Below are 24191 nucleotides of genomic sequence, written 5' to 3'. Positions count from 1 at the left end.
CGGCGAAGCGCCCTCAGCGACACGATTCACTCACTGCACGAATCCGACGCGCCGCAACAAGTCGGCGAAGCGCGGGTCGGCGCGCAAGTCATTCAAACGCGGGTCGGTCTTCAGCCATGCCAGGTAATTGCTGCGCTCAGTGTAAGCCCGTTCCAGCCACGCGAACGCCTGCTCGCGGTCGCCCAGCGCGGCGTAGACGGTCGCCACAAAGTAGGGCACGACGTAACCGTTGGCCGAGCTCAGGGCTTGCTTGAGCTTCTGTTGGGCGGTGGCGCGGTCGCCGGCTCGCGCGTAGGCGAAGGCGAGATTGGTTTGCGCCGCCGGGCTGTGGTCGCCTAACTCAATCGCCCGCTGTAGCTCGGCAATGCTCCTGACAGCGTCCCCTTTCATCGCGTAACAGAGGCCGAGGTCAATGTGGATCATCCGCACGTTCGGGTCTATTTCGAGTCCCTTCTGAGCGTAGGCAATCGCCTCGTCGTAGCGACCCGCAAGGTAGGAGGGGAATCCCGGATGAATCACCACGAAGGGCGTCAGCGGGTCGAGCTGCGCGGCACGTTTCATCGCGGCGACGGATTCTTCAAAGCGTCCCATCAAAGCGAGGTATTCGCCATACCACAAATGCGCGTCAGCCGATCCGGGGTTGAGCTCAAGCGCGCGCTTGAATTCGCGCTCTGCTGCCGCGTAGTCCCAGTGATAATAGGCATACACGCGCCCAAGCGCGGCATGCGCCTCGGCCAGTTGCTCGTCGAGCGCCCGCGCCCGCTCGGCCATCTCGCGCGCCCTGGGCATGGCCTCGCGCGCACGCCAGTAAAACTGCGTCCCCCAGGCGTAAACCGCCGACAGTCCGGCATCGGCCAGCGCGTCGTCAGGGTCTAGGCGGAGCGCCTGCTGGAAGGACTCAACCGCTTTGTTGAGGTCGTCTTCGTTGATGCGATTATAGTAGTAGCGGCCTTTGAGATAAGCCTGGTAGGCGTCAGCGTTGTCGGTGTAGCGTTTCAGCAGCCGTGTACGCTCGTCGCCGGTCAGCTTCAGGGCCAGCGCCTCGGTCACTTTCTGCGAGATGGTATCCTGCAAGGCGAAGAGGTCTGTGCAGTATTCGTCGCATTGATACGTCCATAGCGCCTTGCCGTCCGCGACCTGCAACAGCCGCAACGTCACCCGCACGCGGCCCGCCGCCTGCTGAATGCTGCCATCAAGCACCGCGTCCACTTTGAGCGCCTGCCCGGCTTCGAGCGGGTCCTGGGTCGCAAAGGGGAGCACGCCGGCGGATCGCAATTTACGATCACCTACTTCCTACAGGATTTCGACGAGCACTTTCAGCAAGTCGCCAGCGAGGAAGAGCACGCCACCGTCACGCTGAACAGCGCCGGCGACCAATTCACCGGCGTCGTCGACATCAACGTCTACGACCTCGACGGCCATCTGCTGTTCGGGGACTGCTGCGCCACCTTTGCGGGCAAGCGCCTTGGCGTCAAGCCGCCGCAACTCACCAGCGACCATCTTGAGTCGCAGGCACAGCCATCTTCGCTGAACCCAAACGACGCGGCGGCATCGGGCAGCCGCGTGTGGGGTTGGCGAAGCAAGCGCGCCCAGAGGGAGCCGTGAGCAGCGGAAATTCGTCCGGGCGCTTGAAAGTCGCGCGGTCGAGCGGTCACAGCGACCCTCGCCGCGCGGTGGGTGCGCCGGCGTTGAAATCAGCCGCACGACCTGTTAAACCATCCTGTGCATGGGACGCAAGCTGGTCATCTTTATTTGCTGCCTGCTGGCGCTGGCGGCAGCCTGTAAGAAGAACGCGGATCGCTCGCCGGTCATTGCCACGGTCAACGGCGAAGAGGTTCACCGCGCCGAGTTCGAGCATTTCGTGGCGGCCAAGCTCGGCGAAGTTTCCGGCAATGATAGCGCCGACCTGTTGCGCAGCCAGATGCTCGACGAATATTTGCGCCGCCGGCTGCTGCTCGCCGAAGCCGAGCGCGCGGGGCTGACGGTCGCCGAGGTCGAAGTCGAGCAGGCGGCGCAAGAGAACCCGCAACTGCGCGCGCTGTTGGCCGCCGGCGATTCGCGCGAAGAGATGCGGCGTGACCTGCTCATCGATAAGTATTACCGCCAGGTCGTGCTGCGTAACGTGCGCGTGACGCCTGAAGAAGCGCAGCGATACCTTGAACAGAACCAGTCGCGGCTGACGGATAGGCCCGGCTTTCTGGTGCGCGAGATTCGCGTGCAGACGCGCGACGAGGCCGAGCGCTTGCGCCGCGAGCTGACCGAGGGCAAGCGTGATTTTGCGGCGCTGGCGCGGCTGCACTCGGACGCGCCGAACGCCGAAGCCGGCGGCCTCAGCCGCTATGACGAAGGGCAGTTGCCCGACATTCTCGAAAACGCAATTAAACCGCTCCACCCCGGCGACCTCAGCCCGGTCGTCGAATCGGGCTATGGCTTTCATCTCTTCAAGCTCGAACAGCGCATCCAGCCGCACGCCCCCGAAGAGCGCCGCGCCCAGCTCGACGACCGCCGCGCCCGGCTCACAGAGGAGCTGATCGCGCAAAGGAATCAACAGGCCATTGACGCGGCGCTCGCGCAAATGCTCGAAAAAGCCAGCATTCAGATCAACGACGCCACTCTAGGCTTCACATACGCGGGCCAACTCAGGCATAATTGAACTTTACGCAACCAGCCCGAATCAAACGATGAACAATGAATGACGAAGGGTGAATTAAGAGGGCAAGATTTTTCTCACTCATCATTCATTCTTCAACGTTCGTCATTAACTGTTGAGAGGATGTGCAGTATGAAATTAGTAGTCACTGCTTTAGCTCTGGCGTGCATATTGGGGCTTGCGACCGCCGCGCGCGCCCAGGAGGCCGAACTCGTCAACGAGATCGTCGCCCGTGTCAATAACGACATTATTACGCGCACCGATTACCTGGCGTCGCTCGAATCCTTCAAAGAAGAGCTGCGCCGGCAGATGCAGGGCAAGAGCGAGGCGGAGGTCAACGCCGAGTTTGAGAAGCTCCGCCCGACCGTGCTCGATATGATGATCGAAGACCTGCTGCTCGAACAGAAAGCCAAAGAGCTCGGCATTGACGTCGAGGCCGAAGTCAACCAGCAGATGTTGCAGATCATGAAGGAGAGCCAGCTCAAGACGTTGGCCGAGTTAGAACAGGCGATGCGCAACCAGGGGGTTGACCCCGAAAATGCTCGCAACTCGTTGCGCCGCCGCTTGCAGCAACAGTACGTCGTGCAGCGCGAAGTGCTGGTGCCGATCTATCAGCGGCTGTCTGAAAAAGAGAAGCGCGATTTCTACGAGAAGAACAAAGACAAGCTGGTTGTCCCCGGTGAGGTGACGCTGTCGGAAATCTTCATCCCGCTCGAAGGCCACACGGCGGCTGAAGTCGAGCAGCGCGCCCGCCGGGTCGTCGCCGAGATGCGCGCCGGCGGCAACTTTGCGGAAGCGGTCAAGACCAACACGCCGGTGACCCGCGCCTCGCGCGCCCAGGATGGCAAGCTCGGCACCTTCCGTCCCGACGAGTTGAAAGAAGAGATCGCCGCCGCCGTCTCGTCGCTGAAGGCCGGCGACGTGACCGAGCCGATCCGCGTGCAGGACGGCTTCCAGATCATCCGCGTAGACGCCCTCAAAGCCGCCACCGTGCGCCCCTACGACGATAAAGAAGTACAGGAGATGGTCGCCCGCGCCGCGACCATGGATCGCGCCGAAGAGGCGCGCAAAAAGTACCTGAAGAAGCTGCGCGAAGACGCCTTCGTCGAAGTCGCCAAAGGCTACCTGCCGGCGCAGGCGAAAGCCCAGAAGGAGTGACGCGGCGACGCGGCGGCGCGGCGATTGATTGCTTGAGGCCGCCACCGGGCTTGCGCAATTCATCGCCGCGCCGCCGCGTCGCGCCTTCGCCGCGTCGCCAAAGATGCGCCTCGATCTCTTCTTGAAGTACTCGCGCCTGGTGCCGCGCCGCACCCTGGCGCAGCAGATGTGCGAAGCCGGAGCGGTGCGCCTGAACGGCACCCCGGCCAAGAGCGCCCGCGAAGTCCGCGTCGGCGACGAGATCGTCATCCGCCAGCGCGGGCGCCTGACTACAGTGCGGGTCGCCACTGTACCGCTGAAACCTCCCGCGAAAGCGCAAGCCGCCACGCTCTACGAAACCATCGGCAGCGAATCCTACGAGACTCAGGAAAGTGATGAGTGATGAGTAATGAGTGATGGGTACGGCAAGCGCGGTATCCCAAGCACCTTCTCATCGCTCGTCACTTTCTACTCGTCACTCATCACTTTCTACTCGTCACTTGTCACTTGTCACTTCGTTGCCTTATGCTGACTGCTTAGAGACGCACGCCATTAAATTCATATCCCGCACGACGGACAAAGGAGCGACGAAAATGGATCCCAAACGAGTCATGCAGTACGCGGTTGACGAGCAGATAAAATTCGTTGACCTGCGCTTCACGGATCTGCCCGGCACCTGGCATCACGTGACGATCCCCATCGGCGCGTTCAACGAAGCGACGTTCGATTCCGGCATCGGCTTTGACGCGTCGAGCCTGCGCGGCTGGGCGTCAATCAACGAATCGGACATGCTGTTGATGCCCGACCCTTCGCGCTTCTGGGTCGATCCCTTTTTTGAAGAGCCGACGCTGACCATGTTTGCCAATGTCGTTGACCCGCTGACCAAGGAAGGCTACCAGCTCGACCCGCGCTCGGTAGCGGCGCGCGCCGAAAGCTATCTGCGCTTCACAGGCATCGCCGAAGCCTGTTACTTCGGCCCCGAAGCCGAGTTCTTCATCTTCGATCACGTCAGCTATCACAACGAGGCGAACAGCGCCGGTTACCGCTTCGACTCGGCGGAAGGTCTGTGGAATTCGGGCCGCCCGGAAGACAATCTCGGCTACCGCGTGCGTCACAAAGAAGGCTACGTGCCGCTGCCGCCGGTTGATTCCTTGCACGACCTGCGCTCGGACATCGTGCAGAACCTCGAAACCGTCGGCCTCAAGCCGGAGATGCATCACCACGAAGTCGCTAGCGGCGGTCAGTGCGAAATCGATTTCCGCTTCGATACGCTGCTCGGCACCGCCGACAACGTCATGGTCTTCAAGTACATCGTCAAGAACACGGCATTCTATTACGGCAAGGCGGCAACCTTCATGCCGAAGCCGATGTTTGGCGACAACGGCAGCGGCATGCATTGTCACCAGTCGCTGTGGAAAGGCGACCGCGCGCTGTTTGCGGGTGATGGTTACGCCGGGCTTTCCGAGATGGCGTTGCATTATGCCGGCGGCATCCTCAAGCACGCGGCGGCGCTGGCGGCGCTGGTGGCGCCGACGACGAACAGTTATAAGCGGCTGGTGCCGGGCTATGAAGCGCCGGTCAATCTGGCCTACTCGCGGCGCAACCGCTCGGCGGCCATCCGCATCCCGATGTATTCGCAGTCGGCGGGCGCCAAGCGGCTTGAGGTGCGCTTCCCCGATCCGTCGTGCAATCCTTATCTGGCGTTTGCGGCGATGATGATGGCGGGGCTCGACGGCATCCAGAACCGCATCGCTCCGGGCGAGCCGTTAGACAAAGATATTTATGACCTGTCGCCGGAGGAGTTGCAGAACGTGCCGACGCTGCCCGGCTCGCTCGACCGGGCGCTCGACGCGCTCGAAGCCGATCATGACTTCCTGCTCAAAGGCGACGTCTTCAGCGAGGCGCTGATCGAGCGTTGGATTAGTTACAAACGCCAGAAGGAAGTAGACCCGGTGCGCATGCGCCCGCACCCGCTCGAATTCCAGATGTACTTCGACGTGTGATCGTTCAGGCTGGAGGTTAAAGGTTGCCGCGCTTCAGCTCTTGCACGGCGTAGTCGCAGGCACGCGCCGTCAACGCCATGTAAGTCAGCGACGGGTTCTGGCAGGCTGTCGAGACCATGCAAGAGCCATCCGTGATGAACACGTTCAGTGCGTCCCAGCATTGATTGAAGCGGTTCAACACAGAGGTCTTCGGGTCGTGTCCCATGCGCGCGGTGCCCATCTCATGAATGCAGCCGCCGGGGACTGGCTCCAACTGCAAAGATCTGATCTCCTTCAATCCGGCGACCGCCAGCATTTCTTCGGCTGAGGCTTGCATGTCTTTGCGCATGGTCAACTCGTTTTCGCCGTATCGCATGTCCAGGTTGAGCGTCGGCAATCCCCACTGGTCGCGCTCGTCTTTGTTCAGCGTGACGCGATTTTTGTCGTCAGGCAGACACTCGCCATAACCGACCAGCAGCATAGACCACGCGCCGGGCCGCGCCATCTCGTTCTTGAAATCCGCGCCCATCCCTAGCCGGGAGAAACCTCTCTGCCAGTTTTCTCGCCCCGAATAAGCTTCATAGGCGAAGCCGCGCAGGTAATCCGCGCGCTTGTCTATGAGATTGCGGAAACGCGGAATGTACATGCCGTTGGGCTTGCGGCCACGGTAATACTTATCCTGAAAGCCATCGTAGACGCCGATGGCGCCGCCCGCTTCCTGATGATCCATGAGGTAGTGGCCGAGGACGCCGCTGGAATTGGCGAAGCCTTCGGGGAAATGACTCGATGTCGAGTTCATCAGAATCAGCGTCGTGTTCAACGTCCCGGCGTTGAGGAAGATGATCCGGGCAAAGTACTCATATGTCTTTTTGGTTTCGGCATCGATGACGCGGACGCCTGTGGCGCGCTTTTTCTCGGCGTCATAAATCAGGCTGTGAACGATGGAGAAGGGCCTGAGCGTCATATTGCCGGTCTTTGACGCCGCCGGCAGCGTCGCCGAGTTGCTGCTGAAGTATGCGCCGTAGGGACAACCCCTGGCGCACATGTTGCGCGAACGGCAGCGGCCGCGGCCATTGTGCGGGCGGGTCAGCACCGCGACGCGGGCGACGATCATGCGGCGATCCCTGTAGTGATCGGCGATGCGCGCTTTCACATGGCGCTCAAGGCAGTTCATCTCCAGCGGTGGCAGCAACCGCCCGTCGGGCAGTTGCGCGAGACCGGCATTCTCGCCGCTGACGCCGACGAACTCTTCGACGTGGTCATACCAGGGCGCGATGTCGCGGTAGCGTATGGGCCAGTCAATGCCGATGCCTTCTCTGGCATTGGCTTCAAAGTCGAGGTCGCTCCAGCGGAAACAATGGCGCGACCACATCAATGATTTGCCGCCAGTCTGATAGCCGCGCATCCAGTTGAAGGGCTTGATCTGCTGATAAGGATGATCCGTGTCTTTGACGAAGAAGTGCTTGGTGTCCTGCTTAAAGTTGTAGACTTTCTTCTGAATGAAATACTCTTCCTGATCTCTGACGGTCAGCTCGTTGCCGTATGGCAGATTCCAGGGGTCTTTATCGGCGGTCGGGTAATCTTTGATATGTTCGACGTGGCGTCCGCGTTCAAGGACGAGGGTTTTCAAGCCCCTCTCGGTCAATTCCTTTGCCGCCCAGCCGCCCGACATGCCGGAGCCGACGACGATGGCGTCATAGGTGTTCGCGTCTTTTGCGGACATCAGTGTGCGTCTCCAATCGAGGCTTAGATGAACGGCAGCGCGTCGGCTTTTTGTCCGGGCTTGAGGTCCGTGCAACCTTCAAAGGGGCCGGGCGACCGCTGGTACTCGGCGGCCCTGGTGGCGCCGGGCTGCGAGCAGAAAAAGCCCATCAGCGTCAGGTTCTTCAACATGCGAACGAAGGACTGTTCGACCGCTTCATTGCTTTCCCAGCTCGCCTTCTCCAACTGTTTGAGCAGGCCGAGCCGCTCGGCTGCGGATAATTTCAAAAAGGCGCGGCCCGCTTGCTTGCGGCTCACGTCGTCGAGCGTGTCCAACCCCTTGAGGAAGAGTTCCTGCTGCGCCTTCGGATAACAGTCGGCGGCGTACAGATCAACAAAGACATGAACCAGCGCCGCTTTCGCCCCCGGCGTATCGGTCGTGGGGATGATGACTTCGACCAGTTCCGGCAGCAGCGCGGCCTGCTCGGCAGAGAGCAAGCGCGGCTGCCATTTTTCTTTTCCTTCTTTGATCGCGGTGGCGGTTTGTAAAAAGCTGGCGAGCAGCGAGGGGGCCAATAGATTTCCCCCGACCAGTAAGCCCAGCCCTTTGAGCGAGTCTCTGCGATTCATAAGCGGTTTGCGGCAAGCGAGTCTATCCACTTCCGCAGGCGAAGTCAATTAATCGGGCAGGGGGCGTCAAGCGGACTCTTAGTCCGCCAGCCGAGCTTCCAGTGCTTGCAAGAGCGAGCCAAAGTTTGCTCCCTGATGTTGCTCGGGCGTCAACGCGTTCATATCGCTGAGGGTGTCGACGATGTGCGCGATGGTGTTGCGGATCTTGGCAAAGAGATCGAGCTCTTCACGGATGCCCTGAAGATACTCGCCGCTCACTTCCTTCATCTCGGCATCGAGCTCTTCCCTTTGCTGCTCCCAGAACTTAATGTAGCGCAAGCGATCAATGGCATGGTGAATCTTTGCGTCTTCGAGCACGATTGGGAATACACGGTCACGGATGTCGCCGCGTTCGGCGATCTCGGTCATCTCGAACATACAGCTTTTGGACTCCAGGTAGTTCTTCGATAGCACGACGACGATGCCTTTGCCGCGACCGATGCGCCGCATGAAATCACGGATGGAATCTTTGTACTGCATATTGTTTTTGTCGCGGACGAGAACGATATCACGCCCCTTAAAGGCTGTCTGGAGTTGGTCAACGATGGCCGTGCTCTCTTCTGTCCACGCATAAGAGACGAAGACTTCCTTGCGCGGCGCGGGCTCCACAGGCGGGCCGGTCTCGTGACGAAAGCCGAGCGGCTGGCCCGCGAATTCCCGGAATGAACGAGCCGCCGAAGGCAGCACGTCTCGGATCAGGTAGCCGGCGTCAACGAGCTTCCGACTGACACGGCATTGGATTTTGTCGCCCTGCGCCGCAAAGTCCTTCAGCTCACTCAGCGGGTAGGCGAACGGCTCGTCGCGCGTCTGGCAGACCTCACAGTTGCAGGGTAAGAACTTGTCGTATTTCAGGCGGCGGAAAGCGGCGTGAATCCGCTCCAATTGATCATCCACAATCGCCAGTAAGCCGCGCGAGTCCGCGCCATTGACCCGCACAGTGATCTTGCGCCGCGGGTAGTCTTCGATTACCTCGGCGCGCGCGCCTTCACGTGCCAGGATGACTCCAGACTTCCAGACGAGGCTCTGGTCGGCGATCAGGTGATTGACCGCCACGATGAAGCGGGTGAGGATGCCCTTCGGCATGAAGTCGTAATCGTAGCGCACAACCAGCCCGTCCCGGTTATCCCATTCGTAAGCCGAGCGGGTCGGCGAGAGCAGTTGCGGGGCGATGTAGGCTTCGGTGTCCGGTAACTGGTAACAGAGCTGAAAGCGCATCATCAGGCGCAACAGCTCGTCCCGCATGGAGGCGTACTGTTCGTCAGACCATATCCTCGCCAGATCATCCGGGCCGAACCGCCCGCGGTTGTTCAGCACCGTGCGGTCGTCGAGCACGCTGTACACGGCATCCGTGCCCCACTTCGGCTTGAGGATGATGGTATTCTTCAGCACCGGGTCGTCCTGGAAGTGCAGGCAGATGCCGAGGTCGTGCAGGTAGCCGCTCAGTTGCAGCTTGTCGTCGCGCCTCTTGAAGCCGTTCTCCTGACAGATCGCCAGGTACTCGTCGAGACTGATGTAGTTGCGCGGGTCGTTTTCCAAAGCGGTTCGGACTTGCGCCCAGGTCTTAGGCAGCGGCGTGCCGATGTGCGACAGGCGTTCCAGCTCTTGTCGGATTGCACGCTCAAGTTCAACGAGGCCGCGTTTGGTCGCCAGGTTGGTGCGGAAGGCATCGCGCAAGTTCGGGAAGCGGGCGCGCAGGTTCCCGATGTCTATGTCGCGCTGGCGGTCCTGCTTTTCGTTCTGAACGATCAGCAGCGGGCTGCGGTCGCTGAGCAGCTCGACCGCGTGCAACCAGTAATTGAAGTCTGTGTCTTCCTTGCGGTCGTCCGCCACCAGGACGTAAAGCGAGCGGCGGGTGAGGAAGAACTGGTGGGTAGAGTGATAAATCTCCTGCCCGCCGAAATCCCAGATGTTGACCTTGAAGTCCGTCTGGTGCAGTTCCTCTCCGGCATCTCGCTTGACGCGGATGGCGGCTGGGAAGCTCCAGCGGATCACGTCAATGCCTTCGGTCGAAGGCTCCTGCGACTCCAGTTGGTAGTCGGGGTTCTTGATCTTCTTGGCAATCGTCGTCTTTCCGGCGCCGGCCTCTCCCAAGATGATCAGCTTCGCTTCGCACAGGTAATCGATGCCGGTTTCTTGCTGCTGACGCCAATAGTTCTTGATTGCCTCAACGCCTTTGTTAACAACCTCCAGCGGCGGTGTCTCGATAGGCTGGCCGGATACGCTGAAGTGCTCAAGCTTTTGCAGTTGTAGAATTTTGGCAGGAACTTGCTTGATGGAGCTTCTGCTATCTTTGAAACGGAAAAGGCTCAGGCCGCGCAAGTTCCTTATTTGAAACACGACTTCTGGAATCTCCGTGAATCGGTTATTGCTCAGATCGATTGATTCGAGTTCAGATAGATTTGCTAACGAAGCTGGAAGAGTTCTGAGATCATTCCTCGAAAGACCGAGGTAACGGAGATGACGAAGCTCCCCTAACCAATCAGGAACTTCCCCAATTCCTGCTTCTGAAATAGAGAGCTCTTGCAGGCTCTTCAAGTTGCGGATTCCGGCAGGCATATCTTTAAGTGCGACCTTGTAGAACCCCAAGGTTTCAAGGAGGTGAAACTGGCCGAGATGATCGATGAGGTCAAGTATTTCTCGCGCTGGTCTATAGATCTTGCCCTCCAAGAAATTGTATGGAATGAGAGAAAGATTGCGCAGATTTGGCAGGAGAGCCAGCTCCCGTTGAAGCTGTGGCTCAATAGCTAGAGATGGCTTGTCATCAATACCTATCCAAATCCAGGTCACATTCTGGCGTGACAAATTTTTTCGGCATCGCAGGTAGCCGTTCCAGTCCAAGGCCAGCCCTGGAATATCAGGAACTTTCTCAATAGGGTTCCCGATAAGATTCAATTGCTTTAAATTCGCCAGCTCGCGAATCCGCTCCGGCACCTCGCGGATGTTCTGACCATATAGACTCAGAGTCTCCAGATGATGAAGATCAAAAATCTCATCGGGAATCTCCTCCAATTTGCCTCCCAACCAATAGTCTGCAAGTTCGAGCTCCTTACTTTGCTCTCGTCGGGCGCGCTCGATAATCTCGCGAGCTTTTTCCTGAATCGATTGTGTGTCTGCCATAAGCTTTCAACCTATGTGCCGGGTAAGCTATATCACTTCCGAATGGCGAAGTCTAGCAGGCGGCTCTCAGTCATAATCGTGCTATACTGGGTTGGGTAAACAGGAACTAAAGCCGTTAGCTTATGCTGTTGAAACTGAAAATCTCCGGCGCATTATTGCTGATCCTGGCGTTAGCCGGCGTGGCGCGCGCCGCAGACAAACAGCCGGCAATTAAGCTGAAGGGCATCGCCCTCAAGCACCTCGACGTGACCAGTCTGGTCGCCGACACGATGGTGACGATTGAGATAGAAAATCCCGGCCAGGCATTCATCATCAAAGGGGCGAGCTACCGGCTCAAGCTGAACGATCACGACGCCGCCGAAGGCCATCACGACGAAGCCATCAACGTGCCCGCCGAATCTTCTGTCACCGTAGACCTGCCGCTGACGGTGAATCTGGCGGCGCTGCCCGGCGTCACCTGGCGCACGATTGCCGATGGGCTGAATTTGAATTATGAGCTGGCCGTCGAATTCGATGTGCCGCTGCTGGGCCTCTTCACACGCAAGATGCAGACGTCGTTCAGCGGCACCTTGCCTATTGGCGACATGGCTCTGGGGCTGCCGGGCAAGCTGAAAGAGAAACTCTTCGGCAAGCCATGAGCGATACCACGGCGCTTACATCGCTGCTGTTTGAAAAGATCGAGCAGCAGTTCGAGCTGGCCATCGCTCTGGTAGCCATCGTCCCCGCCGATCAGCTCGAATGGCAGCCGGCGGCCAACACCTTTCGCTTGAATCAACTGCTCGGTCATCTGCTCGAAGCCGCCGCCGGGTTCTGTGCCGCGCTTTACCGTTTCAAGCCGCAGGAGCTTGCCGGTTTCGAGCGACTGCGCGGCCTGCCGGTCAATCATCGCTGCGGTGTCGAAGAAGCCGCCGCGCGCTTGAGCGATTACCTGGCGCATCTCCGCGAAGGCTTCGCCACACTCGATGATGCAGACCTGGCGCGCCGCTGGCCTACAGTTTTTGTTCCAGCGGGCGAGGCCGCGCTGACGATTCTGCTCACCAACCTTGAGCACTTCATCAATCACAAGCACCAGCTCTTCTTCTACCTCAAGCTGTTGGGCGTTGCGGTCACGACAGCGCAGCTCTACGAAATCAAAACGCCGCCGGCCACCTGATCGGCAGCCGACGGCGCGAATCGTCTGGATGTGGCGCAAGCTAACAGCTTGCGCCACACTGCGCGCTTACCGTTTGGCCATCGCTTGCAATCCACCGTTGCTAGCGGCTTTGTCGTCCGTGCCGTCGCCGACCTGCAAGCGCTCGCGGAAGAGGTTCAACAACAGCAGCGTGCCGATGTTGCCTGTGCCATCGCTGTCGCCGCCCGACGCCAGCACGTCCGGCGTGATGCGCACACCCTTTTCGCCGATGACTCTTAAGGCTTCGACCATCGCCACGCCCTGCGGGCCGATGGCGTTCACCTGCTCGGCGTAAGCGACGCCCTGCGCTTCACCCATCAGCCGCACCTTTTCGGCCTCGGCGCGGCCCGTCGCCAGAATGTAATGCGCCTCGCCATCGGCTTCGGCCTTGCGCTGCTCGGCGCGCTTGCCACTGATTTCGACGCCGACGGTTGCCGCCATCAGGTCGCGCTGATTGTCGGCGTGCGCCTTGGTCTTTTCCAGTTGAATGCGCCTGTCTTCGGCCTCGCGCTGGGCATTGAACATGCTCTGCTTCTGCTCGGCCAGAATCTTCTCGGTCTGCGTCTTCATCAACTCTTCGGGCAAGCGGATGTGGCAAATCAAAACGTTCACCACGTCAACGTGATACTTCAACAGGTGGGCGCGGACGCGAGCCTCGGCGCGCTCCTGCTCTTCGTGGCGGTTTTGCAGATAGGCCATCGCCGAAGACTCGGACGCCTGGTTACGGAAGATCGAATCGATCAGCGGGTGCATGACGTTCTGAATCAGCTTTTCGATTGAGCCGATCTTGGCGACCATGAAGGGCGCGTCTTCGGGCTTGACGCGGAAGACGACGCGCACTTCGAGCTGCATCGTAAAGCCGTCCTTCGAGATCACCTCGAACGGGTTGAAGGTGTTGGTCATTTCGCCCGCCGTCCACTCGACGGTCTGGTTGGTGGTCGGGATGACGATGGGCGTCACCGCCAGCGTGTTGACGTAGTAGCGGCCCGGCCCGACGACCGATTCCTGAATGCCGCGATAGCCGTCCGGTACGACGTAGGCTTCGTGCGCGCCTTGATCGAGACGCCGATCCGCCGGGTCTACAGCTGCCAACTCCTGCTTGATCTCTGCAACCGTGCGGTCTTCATCGTCGAGCTTGTCGAGACGCGCTGCCGCCTGATTGATGTGCTCGGCCTCTTCGCGCTCCAATCGCTCACGAATCTTAGCGGCCATGGCGCGGCGCACGTCTTCGCCGGGATCTTTGCCGACGTTCGAGACGATGACGGCGACTTCGCCGGGTTTCACTTCCTTGGCCGTCTCAGGAATGACTTTGAACTGCATCGGGTTGATGTAGTAAGTGCCGGGCAGCAGGATGTCTTTCTGCGGGCCGCGCTGGCCGCCGGCATTGATGAACTGGTTGCCGTCCTGGAAATTGTCGTGGCCTTCGACCGGCGCGGCGACGTAATCGCGCGGGTTGAGCGGCGCGCCGTCCAGGGCTTCGACCAGGCCGATCTGGTTTTCGCTGATCACCGTCGCGTCATAGAGGCGGATGAAGAACAGGCCGAGCTTGCGCTCCTGCCCGCCTTCGAGCGGCACCGAGTCGGTGAGAATGCGGTAGGTGCCGGGCGTGAGGATTTCGACCTGCGGGCCTTTGTGGCCGCCGGAAGCGATGTACAGCTCGGCGTCCTGAAAGTTGCGGTGGCCCTTGATCGCCTTGCCGAGCAGCCGGCCTCCATCGAGCGGCGCGCCGTCGGCAGTCGTGACGATGCCGACCTTGCCCTGCGGGATGACGGTCGCTTTGGCGACCGAGACGCGGAACAGGTAAGGGTGAATCGGCCACAGGCCCGGCGGCAGCGTGCGCAGTTGGATGCCTTTGACGCCGCCCTGTTTGATGAAGGCAATCGGGTCCTGAAAGTTGTTGTGCGCGTTCTGCGCCCGGTCAGGCGCGAAAATTCTACCGGGCGGGTTCGGCTCGCCGTCAACGGCTTCGATGATACCCATCTCGTCGGAGCCGATCTCGATCAGCGGCACTTTGCGCACGACCTTCTCGAAAGGCCACTTGATCAGGTGCAGGCCGGGCTTGAGCACATCGGCCTGAATGCCGACCTCGCCTTCGGTGGCGACGACGCGACCGGGCGGCATGCGCCGGCCAAAGTAGCGGCGCTCTTTGATGGCGATCTCGCGGGCGCCGACGTTGACGAAGATGCGCCGCAAGATGGTCAGCAGGATGATGAAGGCGATGACGCCGAGGATGATCCAGGGCAGAAGGTTTGCGTCAATTTTCATAATCGAACCTCACAAGCTGGCAAAGTGTTTATGTGGTTCCGGCTACTTTGCGGAAGCGGCCGCAGCCAGCTCGCGGCGCGCTTCCGCCAGTCTCTGTTTCAAAGTGAAGCCGTCGCCGCCGCGCTGCGCCTCGGTGTTGAGCAGCCAGAACTGGCTTTCAAGCAGCGCGAGCAATTCGTCCGCCGAAAAGCCGGCGAGCCGGCCATTCTGGAATGCCTCGATGGCCAGATTCACCGCCCGGCGATAGGTCCTGGCATCATCGGCGAGCCCGGCGATGTGCAGCATGTCAACGGTCGAGCGACGATCCGGCGCCGCTTGCCACGCCTTGATGACCTGCTCGGCCAAGCGGACGTTGGCGCGCAGATCGTCGCTTCTTGCGAGTTGTCGGACGAGCGTGGCGATACGCTCCTGACGCTCGCAGACATCGATCAGCGTGTTCAATACGTCCTGATAAAGTTGCGCCTCGTGGCGCGCTTCCCGCAGGGTGTTCAAGTCGCCTTGCCGTGCGCGCTCAATCAATGAAGCGTCGGGCGCAGGCGGCGGCGCCGGTGAATCGGTCTCATTCGACTCGTCGGCAAAGAGCAGCACCGGCTGGCGCGGCAGTTCGGCTTGCGCCGCGCGGCCCGGCAGCGCGCGGCCCTGGCGGTAGACCGCGAAGGCTAGCGCCGCCGCTCCCGCAAAGGCAATCACAAAAATAATCAGAATGAAAAACATGGTGTTGCACCCTGAGCGGCACCGGCGCGGGGGCAATCAGTGTAACTCGGCTGCGGTGCGCTTTCAGTGTGAGCGTGCAGGACGCGACGGTCAAGGATAATCTGACAAACGGCAGGAGCGACGCAAGGCAAAAGGCAAAAGGCAAAAGGCAAAAGTGGCGGAGCCGGATTGAAAAGATAGGCAAACGTGGGTGACGGGAGCGAACGATCCTATCTATTGACTCCTCTGCCGACCTTTTGCCTTTTGCCTTTTGCCTTTTGCCTTCTTTAGAAGCGCAGCTTCAGGCCGAGCTGTGCCTGGCGCGGATCGCCAAACCCTGAGCGCACCGTGCCGTCAAAGTTGAACAACAGCGGGCGCGGCACAGAGATCAGGTTGGTGTTGTTGAACAGGTTGAAGACTTCGACAATCGGCTCAAGCTGGGCGTGCTCGCCGAGCTTAAATACACGGCTGAAGCGAAAGTCGAACGAGTAAAACTGATTGTGCTTGCGGATGGTGTTGCGCCCGATATCACTGCCTCCGACAAACGGGCGGTCGAGCGTGTTGCCATCGCCGTTGGCGTCGTTCGGCAGCAATATGGAATCGGGCTGCGCCGAGCGCGCCTGGAAGATCGCCGTCAGGATGAAGTGATACGGGATATCGAACACCCCGAAGGCGTTGAAGCGGTGGCGCTGGTCGCGGTCCGAAAAGCCGTACTCCGGCTTGAAATTGGTCACGTCGGCGTAGCGGAACGTGAACGGGTCGCGCTCGTTGTCGTCGTTCGAATAGTCCCAGCTCAGCACATAATTGACCTGGAACTGAAAGCGGTTGCTGAAGCGTTTGTTGGCCGAAAAGACGAAGCCGCGGTAGAGCGAGCGGCCCGACGAATCTGTGTCTTTGAGCGCGCCGATGCCCGAACCGTCTGCCTTGGCGAACGGCTGCGGGCCGTCAAACAGCCTGCGCCCATCCGCTGCCGTGTGGCCGATGAAGGCCGGGATGTTGCGGTTGATGAAGGTCGTCAGATGGACCGAGTTCGCGTAGTTGAAGCCGAACGTCAGCGTCAGGTCTTTGGCGACCTCGTGCTCGATTGAAGCGCCCCATTGCAGCGTCCGCGGGTTGCGGAAGTTCTGGTCGAACACGGTCACGTCCGGGTTGAATGGCGAGAAGAACGCCGTGTTCGTATAGATGCCGAGGTTCGCCGGCGGCGTCGGCAAGAAAGGCAGGCCGCAGCACGTGAAGATGTTGCCGGCAATCGAGCCGTCCGTGTTGCGCGCGCCCGCAAGCACCAGTCCAGGTATGCGCGCGTAGAAGATGCCGGCGTTCAGACGAATCACCGTCTTGCCGCTGCCGGTCGGGTCCCAAGAGACGCCCAACCTTGGCTGCCAGCCGCGCTTCTCTGAAGGAATCGTGCCGTCGGAAGGGAAGCCCGCCGTGCCGACAAACTGGCCATAGCGGCGCTGGTCTAACGGCAGGATCGGCTGGTCTTCGATCTGCGCGTAGTAGCGCAGGCCGTAGCTGATGGAGAGGTTCGAGCGCGGCTGCCACTTGTCCTGCACGTAGAATTCCGGCTCGATCTGCGTGAACGCTTGCGTGCCCGCCTCTTCGACGGTGCGCCCGCCTAAGGGGGCGAATTGTAAGTAGAGCAACAGGTCGCTTGAGTTCGCCGGGTTGTTCAGGTAGTTCTGAAATCCCTGCACCGAGCCGAAGATGTAGCGCCCGCGGCCAAAACCGATAAAGGTCTGGCTGGTGTGCGTGCGGTTGAAATCGAAACCGAACTTGAACGAGTGCGCGCCGCGCAGCACAGAGAAGTTGTCTGTGAACTGCAAACGCGTGTCGGTTTCGGGCACAGGCAAAAAGAACGGGCGACCGAATCGGAAGGCGGTGAACTCGCCGGTCACCGGGTCGTTGCCGGCGATGGCGACGTCGGGCAGGTCCGGCCCGTCGTAAAAGCGCGGGCGGTTTTCGCGCGCGTACTGGAAGCGGAACTCGTTCAACAGCGACGGCGAGAAGGTCGTCACCAGTTGCGAGATGAAAGCGTTCGAGTTGTCGGTCTCGCGGCCGTTGGCGCTCGTCCCCCAGGTCGGCACGTCGAAGGTGCCGTTGACCTGCTCGGCGCGGCTGTAGTTGTGGCGCACGGTCAGCAAATTCTTGGCGTTGACGTTCCAGTCCAGCTTGCCGATCAGGGCGTTGGCGTCGTTGGTGCGCTCGATGACGCCTTGCTCGTTCGGGTCATTGAAGCGCGTCGCGAAGATGTTGGCCAGCACCGGGTCAATGCGGTTCGGCTTTTTGCTGTTGCCGGCGTTCTGGTCATAGGCGACGAAGAAGAAGGCGCGGTCGCGTTTGATGGGGCCGCCGAAGCTGCCGCCAAACTGGTACTGGCGAAAGTCGTCCGTCGGTAACTGCGCTTTCACGGCGTCGGGGTTCTGCGCGGTTAGCTTTTCGGCGCGGTAGAAGCCGAAGCCCGAGCCGTGAAAGGCGTTGGTGCCCGACTTGGTGACGACGTTGATGAAGCCGCCCGACGAGCGGCCAAATTCCGCTGAGCCGCCGTCGGAGACGACTTGAAATTCTTTGACGGCTTCGAGCGAGATGGTGAACTGCGGGCGCTGGCCGCCGCGCTGTTCGCCGAAGAAGGGATTGTTGGCGTCCGAGCCGTCAATCGAGATGTTGTTCTGAATGCCCTTCTGGCCGTTGATGGTGATCTCTGCGCCGTCCGGGCCTTGCACGATAGAGACGGTCGGCGCCAGCTTGATGAAGCCTGTGAAGTCGCGCCCATTGATCGGCAGGTTCTCGACCGAGCGCTTGTCGACGAGCGTCGATTGCTCGGCGCGCGTCGTCTCGACGATGGGCGCTTCGCTGGTGACGGTGACCGATTCGCTGGTGCCCGCCGGTTGCATTGTCAGGTTGAAGTTGAGCGTCTGGCCGACGGCCAATTCGATGTTCTCGCGGACGACACGGGTGAAGCCCTGCTTCTGCGCGTCGAGGCTGTAGGTGCCGAGCGGCAGCAGCACGGCGCGGAAGCGACCGTTGTCGTCGGTCGTCGCCGTGCGCTCAAAGCCTGTGTCTTTATTCTTGACGGTGACCGTGGCGCCGGCGACGACGGCGGTGTTCTGGTCATAGACGATGCCTTCGATGACACCGGTTGTGGCTTGCGATTGCGCCCGCGCCGTCATGGGCAGGAGCAGCGCCAGCAGCGCCAGGGCCAGTGGCAATGCCGGGTGGCGAAGCATACGTAAAGCGCGTTTGGTTCTCATGGGACTCTCCTTGTGTTGACCTGATAGGGTGTTGAGCGGCACACGACTCTGTGGCAGGCTTCTTGCTCCCTACGCCCGCCCGCTTGTTCGTTTTTATTCAATTGGAAAATAGCGCAGATCAGAACCCGGCTGATTGAGTGGGCATTCGCGGTTATATGCCACCGCGCCGAAAAATTCAAGCGGTTGTAACTCTGAGTCATGCCCAGCGAAAATAAAAAGTAGCCATTTGAAGTCTACTTTTGGCTCATCGGAACAGTTTTTCAGGCACGACTATGAAGCCGTTGAAAACGGCGGAATGGACAACATCACCTTATGAAAGGAATCATCAGTGATGTTGAATTCAAGCGGGCTGCATTTTCAGGTGTGGTCTGGAACTCAGCGCCTTCTGCGAAGGCTACCGGGCGTGGTTTTCAATAGCTGTCATTTTCGTGGAACGATTCGTGTCGGAAAGCGGTTGTTGTTTGCGTAGTAGCGGACCCCCCTCTGAGGCGGCAACCGCCGGCCGGTCATGACTAATTGGGTTCTCTCTACCGGGGCTCGCCGACATACTTTCTGTAGGCGCTGATCCAATCCGTTGCGATCTCTTGCTGCGCTTGTTCAAGGCGCAAGCTCCCACTGCAAACCAGCTTACGCAACCTCTGCTCAAGCGTGTTTTTTCTATGCCAGCCCCATTCGCCCGAAAGCGGCTGCGGCCAGAGATTCTCTATCGAATTCGTCCCCCCCAGCTTCACCGGCACCAGGTGATCAACATTATATCCGACCTCGTACCGACTCACGCGATACCGGCTATACACCCGATGCTTCAAGACGGTCGGCACATTGCTGTCGGGATTCTCGTATTCAACCTTACAAATATCGGCTGCCGTCACTTCGGCGGCGTCGCCAGGGGTCAGCCCGTGGTCGGGCAGGGCGCGCCGCCCGTCTTGCGCCAGCGCCACGGGGCAGAACGAGAAGCCCAGAAGCAAACAAAACATTTTGACACTCATTAAGCCGGACATGGTGTCAGCCTCATCCGTTGCCCCGGCGCGGCGACCACGCCGGGGCGTTCCACTCATCGAAGCGTCACCACAAAGCAGCGTCGCCATAACTGTCGCACCCCGGCTTGCCGTTGCATGGCGTAACGCTGCCGGCGGTGCCGACTCGGAGTCGGGCGCTGAACATGATCGCCGCTGCCGGATTGGCCGCCTTCGACCGACTAGCGATAGACATAAGAAGACATCTTCTTCTGATGCCATTCAATGCTATCGATATTCAAGGGGTCCGATGCCAGTATCTCTTCGGCCCACTGGTCGGTGCTGAAGGCCGGGCTCACGTCTATACGGTAGACGATCTTTCCCAGGGGATGTTTTGGGTCTTCCAGGTTGAGCGTGCGGACCTCGACCTTCAGATGATTCCTCTCGAACATCTCTCTGAGCGCCTGGTCTGTCGCGTCGACGTGGTGCGTCTTCACCCTCAGCTCCATGGCCCGCAGCGCCTGCTCCGATTCAAAATGCTCAAGCAGCTGAAGCAGGAGGAAGACGAACAGGCTCAGCCCAATGGCGAGGTCCCAGTGGCCGACGCCCGCGGCCAGGCCGATGCCCAGGTTGATCAGCAACACGGTGATCTCTTTCGGGTCGCGAATGTTGGTGCGAAAGCGAACCAGCGACGCCGCCGCGAATATCCCGAAGGCGCGCACCGCATTGTCTGCGACAATCATCATGAGCGCCGCCGCCACCACGGCGAGCAGGATGTGGGTTTGTGTTACGTACGGGTCGCGGTGGGAAATGGGTAGCGCGCGGCGCGGGCGGAACGCCAGCAAGGTGGCGAGCAAGGCGGCGAGCGCCAGCCGGAAGCTCATCGTCATGACCTTTTGAACCCAGCCGACGACTTGAACCTCCTCTGACTTGCCTTCAAACATATTCGATAAGAGGGAGCTGTGGTCCTGGCCCAGCAACCGGCTAGGGACGAGCAGCGCTAAGATCAGACCGATCAGGCAGACGCCCAGGCGCAGCGCCGGGTGGTGGAAGAGTCGCGAGAACCGGCTCGGCCCGCGCGGCCTGGTCGAAGGGGTGGCTGCCGGAACGGTCCCGCCAGGGCCGCCGTTCCGGCGTGTCTCAATCGCGGCTGAAGTCAGCCGGTTGTGCCTTACCATTCCTGCGGCATTGTGATCACCGTTGGACATAGCGCCCCTCCGTTTTGCCTTGATTTACTCGCCCTGACCGGCAACACCCTTAGAAGTATTTTGAAAAGCTGACGGCGAAGGTTTGGCCTTGACCGCGGTTGCGGACATAGACCTCTTTGCCGTAGCGGAACAAGAGATTGGCCTTCCACGGCGAGACGGTCACGCCGACCTCTGGCCCGACGGCGAAGACCTGGTCGCGCGGGTTGTCGGTACGCACGGGGATGTTCGGGCCACTGTCCCTGGCGAGCTGCCACTGGAGGTAGCCGACGACCCCCAGACGCAGAAAGGTCTTTGCCTCTTTGCCCACAGGGACGACAGAGCCAACGCCATACTCCACGTTCAGGCTGTTCCCCACCCGGACATCCTGATGGCGCTTCTTCTGGTGCAGCTCGAGGATGGCGTTCAAAGAAAAGGAGGTTGATTTCTTCTCATTTAAATAGACGGTGGCGGCTGCCGTGATGTCATGCCCCCAGTAATCCGAGGTGACACGGTTTGCCCCCGTCGGGGCGAAGAACCCATAGGCCACCCGCAGGTCGGCGGTCAGCAGGTGCCATCCAATATTGAAGGGCTCGATATAAATATCCGACAGCGCCGGGGCCACCGAGCGCGCGCCGGGGCGGCTCATCGCAATCGCGCCGTCAGCCATCGGGACGTCCAGCTTGACGCCATAGCTGCCGCCGAAAATCTTGAAGCCGGTCGTGTAGGCGAAGATGTTCTGATCGACGGCGAGGCCGGGAGTGCGCAGGCCGGCAAGCTCCTGGCCGCCCGCGTCAACGAGCTGGCCGCCGGTGTTAAGCGTGAAGATGTTGGTATAGCTCAAGCCCGGGCGTGGCTGCACGCCTGAGTTGAGACCGGTGGTCCCGAGGATGTACTGCCCGCGGTTCTGAGCCGCGGCAGTCGACAGCATCAGCAGCATCACCGCAATGACGCAGCCGCCGAGATTGAGCGCCCTGCCTGTTACATATCTCATGGCCTCTCCTCTGTTTCCTTGCTGCGGGCCCGCAACGGTCTACAGCGTCGTGAGCTGAAGCGGCTTGCGGCGGTCGCCCGCGCGGCCCGCAAACCGTCCGGTGGCGTTCAAGCGTCCTCTTATATTCAAGCGTCCGGAGTGATAGAGGAGTTAGGCAGTTGGAATCTGCAATCCCCACCAGGGGAAGGTAGGCAGTCGGCAGATTCTTCCACGCTCAACTGCATAACTCCTGAAGAAAGTCTAAAGAGGCCCTGATCGAAGAGATACTGTCAGTATTCACAGGGGTCGGTGAAAAAACTGACAGCCGCGCCGCGAGGCGCATGCTTGCCGCTTGCGTCACGGGGCGATGCGCGCGCCGCGACGTGGTGCCTGGCTGATTGCAACCCTGTCACTTGTTTCTTCGCAATCCTGTCACTTGTAACAGTATTCACCCCCCGAGGCCGGTCTTAGAATTTTTCTAGGATGGCCAAGCAAGCGCCATCTGAACGGCACTGATTTGACCTGGAGATCAGTGCGAGGGTTGCGAGGCAAAGCTCGGTGAACCGTACCGGGATTGGAAGATCTGGAAGAAAGGAAAAAGGGTTACTCATATGATCGAAAAGACAAGACACACATTCTTCTACACGATGCTCCTGGGCATCTTGTTGGCGGTTTCCGCCCAAGTCGTTTTCGGGCAGGATGACCAAGCCAACGCAGTGCGCCCACGCAGGGTGACAAAGGGCACCAGCGTCCGCGCCATTCCCAATGGCCAATCGGTCAGGATCAAGGGCAATGTGACTAAGGCGAGCGAAAACACCATCACCGTCTGTGACATGGCCGGGGCCGAAACCGTCGTGCATATCGACAACGCGACCGACATCACGACGCACCGCAGAGGCGTCTTCCGCGGCGCCAAGACCCACAACCAGGGCGCGCTGCTGATCGGCCTGACGCTGGAAGTTAAAGGAAAAGGCAACGAGGCGGGCGAACTGGTCGCCAAGTGGATCCGCTTCCATGACACCGCCCTCAAAGCCGCGATGGCCGTTGACGCCCGCGCCGTCCCTATAGAGAAAGAACAGGACCGCATGGCGGGGCAGTTAGACGAGACGACCACCGTCGCAACCGGCGCGAGGGACGCCGCGAAGGCGGCGCAGGACAGTGCCGATAAGGCGCAGTCCAGTGCGGATCAGGCGCAGAGCACGGCTGACGCGGCCAAGACCGATGCCGCCTCGGCGCGTCAAATCGCCGTCAGCGCCCACGAGAAGATCGCGGCGATTGACGATTTTGACACCGCCGAAGCGCTGACCGTGACTTTCAAGGCCGGCAGCGCCGTGCTGACCAAGGAGGCCAAGGCCCAGCTCGACGAGTTTGCGTCGAAGGTGCTTGCCTCCAGAGGCTACGTCGTCGAAGTGGCTGCCTTTGCTTCTGCCGAAGGCGCGACGTCGGCCAACTACCGGCTGAGTGAGGCGCGTGCCGAGGCCGTCAGAAACTATCTGATTGCCAAAGGCAGCGTCGCGCCGCGTCGCATTGTCGACCCGTATGGCGGCGGCGAGACGAACCCCATCGCCGACAACAAGACGCGCGCCGGACGCATGCAGAACCGCCGCGCCGAAGTGAAGCTGCTCGTCAGCAAGGGGCTGGCCGCCAAGGAGCCGGTCTCAGCCTCTAGCAAGTGAGGTGGGCTGTTGGGCGACCAGGAGATCGGGTGCCCTGGGCCATAGGAATGATCCCGATCTTAACCATTGACGTAAAGCCCGCATGTCAATGGCCGTCCCGTGCATGCTTGACGTCGCTCCCCCAGGAGATCGAGTACTGACCCCCTTCAGTACCCGGTCTCCTCTAATGCACAGCGCAACGACGCTGCTGCTCCGATTGCCCGGACGCGACGGATCGCTAGCCCAGCAGAAATGACAATCACGGAAATGAACCGACCGTGACCATTCGCGCAACGACACGGGCGGAGGTGCCGGAACCGCTAGCCGATGACTTCGAGCTGCCGGCGCCGCCTTCGCCCGGAGGTGCCCCATGCTGAAAAAGAGACACGTCCTCACATGCCCGGTGGTGTACGACAGCCTGCCCTTGCCGCAGGCGCCGGTTGCCGCACACTTGCTTACCCCCGACGACCTGCGCCATCAAGTGCAGAGCGCTTTCTCAACGCTCGACGAAGCCACCCGCCAGGTGTGGCGGCGGCGATTGCTGAACGGATTGGCGCGGCACGGTGTGCAAGTCGGCTCGACACTATTCATCATCGGCATCGCCGCGGCCGGCTTTGACGATCTGACCCCATCCGACCTCGGCATGCTGCTGCGCTACATTCGCATCAACCGGCCCGCCGCCGTCAGGTCGTTGGCCGGGCCACTGGCCGAGCTGCTGGCGCTCAAGCAAGGGCCGGCGCTGACCACCCCCGGAAGTCGCGAAGCGGCGTAGGCCGCAGGGCCAGTCCCCTGG

Annotated in this window: 19 protein-coding genes; 8 read left to right on the top strand and 11 right to left on the bottom strand. The window is 60.5% G+C overall.

Annotated features, from left to right (window positions below):
- Positions 1-30: 30 nt before the first annotated feature.
- Complete coding sequence (locus VJ464_05530; protein HKQ04570.1) at positions 31-1275, bottom strand: tetratricopeptide repeat protein; 1245 nt, start codon at positions 1273-1275, stop codon at positions 31-33.
- A gap of 18 nt (positions 1276-1293) precedes the next feature.
- Positions 1294-1500 (bottom strand): hypothetical protein, encoded by a 207-nt coding sequence (locus VJ464_05525; GenBank protein ID HKQ04569.1) that lies wholly within the window; start codon positions 1498-1500, stop codon positions 1294-1296.
- Between the two features lie 226 nt (positions 1501-1726).
- On the opposite strand from VJ464_05525, the gene VJ464_05520 reads away from it, so the two are divergent.
- From VJ464_05520 to glnA, 4 genes are all read left to right on the top strand, one after another.
- On the top strand, positions 1727-2653 hold the full coding sequence (locus VJ464_05520; GenBank protein ID HKQ04568.1) for a peptidylprolyl isomerase: 927 nt from the start codon (positions 1727-1729) through the stop codon (positions 2651-2653).
- Positions 2654-2782: 129 nt separating this feature from the next.
- Positions 2783-3808, top strand: a complete 1026-nt coding sequence (locus tag VJ464_05515; protein ID HKQ04567.1) for a SurA N-terminal domain-containing protein — start codon at positions 2783-2785, stop codon at positions 3806-3808.
- Between the two features lie 28 nt (positions 3809-3836).
- Positions 3837-4190 carry an RNA-binding S4 domain-containing protein gene (locus VJ464_05510; GenBank protein ID HKQ04566.1) on the top strand — a complete coding sequence of 118 codons (354 nt, stop codon included), beginning with the start codon at positions 3837-3839 and terminating at the stop codon, positions 4188-4190.
- 190 nt (positions 4191-4380) lie between these two features.
- Positions 4381-5790, top strand: coding sequence for a type I glutamate--ammonia ligase (gene glnA, locus VJ464_05505; protein HKQ04565.1), 1410 nt, complete (start codon positions 4381-4383; stop codon positions 5788-5790).
- Between the two features lie 16 nt (positions 5791-5806).
- Here glnA and VJ464_05500 read toward each other — a convergent pair whose 3' ends face one another.
- The 3 genes from VJ464_05500 to VJ464_05490 all read right to left on the bottom strand — a co-directional run bounded on the left by VJ464_05500 (position 5807) and on the right by VJ464_05490 (position 10476).
- Complete coding sequence (locus tag VJ464_05500) at positions 5807-7492, bottom strand: GMC family oxidoreductase (protein HKQ04564.1); 1686 nt, start codon at positions 7490-7492, stop codon at positions 5807-5809.
- 23 nt (positions 7493-7515) lie between these two features.
- Entirely contained in the window at positions 7516-8100 is a 585-nt protein-coding gene (locus VJ464_05495; GenBank protein HKQ04563.1) for a gluconate 2-dehydrogenase subunit 3 family protein, read from the bottom strand.
- A gap of 78 nt (positions 8101-8178) precedes the next feature.
- Positions 8179-10476 (bottom strand): COR domain-containing protein, encoded by a 2298-nt coding sequence (locus VJ464_05490; GenBank protein ID HKQ04562.1) that lies wholly within the window; start codon positions 10474-10476, stop codon positions 8179-8181.
- Between the two features lie 902 nt (positions 10477-11378).
- Between VJ464_05490 and VJ464_05485 the strand changes: the two genes are divergently transcribed.
- Both VJ464_05485 and VJ464_05480 read left to right on the top strand, forming a co-directional pair.
- Entirely contained in the window at positions 11379-11894 is a 516-nt protein-coding gene (locus VJ464_05485) for an LEA type 2 family protein (GenBank protein HKQ04561.1), read from the top strand.
- Positions 11891-12409, top strand: coding sequence for a DinB family protein (locus VJ464_05480; GenBank protein ID HKQ04560.1), 519 nt, complete (start codon positions 11891-11893; stop codon positions 12407-12409). Before VJ464_05485 ends, VJ464_05480 begins: the two co-directional genes overlap by 4 nt.
- A 66-nt stretch (positions 12410-12475) precedes the next feature.
- Here VJ464_05480 and VJ464_05475 read toward each other — a convergent pair whose 3' ends face one another.
- The 6 genes from VJ464_05475 to VJ464_05450 all read right to left on the bottom strand — a co-directional run bounded on the left by VJ464_05475 (position 12476) and on the right by VJ464_05450 (position 21764).
- A complete protein-coding gene (locus tag VJ464_05475; GenBank protein ID HKQ04559.1) occupies positions 12476-14692 on the bottom strand; it encodes an SPFH domain-containing protein in 2217 nt (738 codons plus the stop codon).
- Positions 14693-14734: 42 nt separating this feature from the next.
- A complete protein-coding gene (locus tag VJ464_05470; GenBank protein HKQ04558.1) occupies positions 14735-15406 on the bottom strand; it encodes a hypothetical protein in 672 nt (223 codons plus the stop codon).
- 266 nt (positions 15407-15672) lie between these two features.
- Entirely contained in the window at positions 15673-18633 is a 2961-nt protein-coding gene (locus VJ464_05465) for a carboxypeptidase regulatory-like domain-containing protein (protein ID HKQ04557.1), read from the bottom strand.
- Between the two features lie 527 nt (positions 18634-19160).
- Positions 19161-19607 carry an HNH endonuclease signature motif containing protein gene (locus tag VJ464_05460; GenBank protein HKQ04556.1) on the bottom strand — a complete coding sequence of 149 codons (447 nt, stop codon included), beginning with the start codon at positions 19605-19607 and terminating at the stop codon, positions 19161-19163.
- Between the two features lie 221 nt (positions 19608-19828).
- Positions 19829-20794: a DUF4956 domain-containing protein gene (locus tag VJ464_05455; GenBank protein HKQ04555.1), complete on the bottom strand. Its 966-nt coding sequence runs from the start codon at positions 20792-20794 to the stop codon at positions 19829-19831.
- Positions 20795-20843: 49 nt separating this feature from the next.
- Positions 20844-21764 (bottom strand): transporter, encoded by a 921-nt coding sequence (locus VJ464_05450; protein HKQ04554.1) that lies wholly within the window; start codon positions 21762-21764, stop codon positions 20844-20846.
- Between the two features lie 590 nt (positions 21765-22354).
- Here VJ464_05450 and VJ464_05445 point away from each other — a divergent pair.
- Together VJ464_05445 and VJ464_05440 are read left to right on the top strand one after the other, a co-directional pair.
- On the top strand, positions 22355-23419 hold the full coding sequence (locus VJ464_05445; protein ID HKQ04553.1) for an OmpA family protein: 1065 nt from the start codon (positions 22355-22357) through the stop codon (positions 23417-23419).
- 349 nt (positions 23420-23768) lie between these two features.
- On the top strand, positions 23769-24170 hold the full coding sequence (locus VJ464_05440) for a hypothetical protein (protein HKQ04552.1): 402 nt from the start codon (positions 23769-23771) through the stop codon (positions 24168-24170).
- The last annotated feature ends 21 nt before the right edge of the window (positions 24171-24191 follow it).

The sequence above is a fragment of the Blastocatellia bacterium genome (assembly GCA_035275065.1).
Lineage (GTDB): Bacteria > Acidobacteriota > Blastocatellia > UBA7656 > UBA7656 > DATENM01.
The sequence above is the reverse complement of the archived record's forward strand: the minus strand, read 5'-3'. Positions and strand labels throughout refer to the sequence as shown.

Bases quoted from the DNA above. Each gene is read 5' to 3' on its own strand.
- VJ464_05525 (HKQ04569.1), bottom strand. From the start codon at position 1,500: ATGGTCGCTGGTGAGTTGCGGCGGCTTGACGCCAAGGCGCTTGCCCGC.
- VJ464_05520 (HKQ04568.1), top strand. From the start codon at position 1,727: ATGGGACGCAAGCTGGTCATCTTTATTTGCTGCCTGCTGGCGCTGGCG.
- VJ464_05515 (HKQ04567.1), top strand. From the start codon at position 2,783: ATGAAATTAGTAGTCACTGCTTTAGCTCTGGCGTGCATATTGGGGCTT.
- glnA (HKQ04565.1), top strand. From the start codon at position 4,381: ATGGATCCCAAACGAGTCATGCAGTACGCGGTTGACGAGCAGATAAAA.
- VJ464_05500 (HKQ04564.1), bottom strand. From the start codon at position 7,492: ATGTCCGCAAAAGACGCGAACACCTATGACGCCATCGTCGTCGGCTCC.
- VJ464_05495 (HKQ04563.1), bottom strand. From the start codon at position 8,100: ATGAATCGCAGAGACTCGCTCAAAGGGCTGGGCTTACTGGTCGGGGGA.
- VJ464_05485 (HKQ04561.1), top strand. From the start codon at position 11,379: ATGCTGTTGAAACTGAAAATCTCCGGCGCATTATTGCTGATCCTGGCG.
- VJ464_05480 (HKQ04560.1), top strand. From the start codon at position 11,891: ATGAGCGATACCACGGCGCTTACATCGCTGCTGTTTGAAAAGATCGAG.
- VJ464_05475 (HKQ04559.1), bottom strand. From the start codon at position 14,692: ATGAAAATTGACGCAAACCTTCTGCCCTGGATCATCCTCGGCGTCATC.
- VJ464_05470 (HKQ04558.1), bottom strand. From the start codon at position 15,406: ATGTTTTTCATTCTGATTATTTTTGTGATTGCCTTTGCGGGAGCGGCG.
- VJ464_05465 (HKQ04557.1), bottom strand. From the start codon at position 18,633: ATGAGAACCAAACGCGCTTTACGTATGCTTCGCCACCCGGCATTGCCA.
- VJ464_05460 (HKQ04556.1), bottom strand. From the start codon at position 19,607: ATGTTTTGTTTGCTTCTGGGCTTCTCGTTCTGCCCCGTGGCGCTGGCG.
- VJ464_05455 (HKQ04555.1), bottom strand. From the start codon at position 20,794: ATGTCCAACGGTGATCACAATGCCGCAGGAATGGTAAGGCACAACCGG.
- VJ464_05450 (HKQ04554.1), bottom strand. From the start codon at position 21,764: ATGAGATATGTAACAGGCAGGGCGCTCAATCTCGGCGGCTGCGTCATT.
- VJ464_05445 (HKQ04553.1), top strand. From the start codon at position 22,355: ATGATCGAAAAGACAAGACACACATTCTTCTACACGATGCTCCTGGGC.
- VJ464_05440 (HKQ04552.1), top strand. From the start codon at position 23,769: ATGCTGAAAAAGAGACACGTCCTCACATGCCCGGTGGTGTACGACAGC.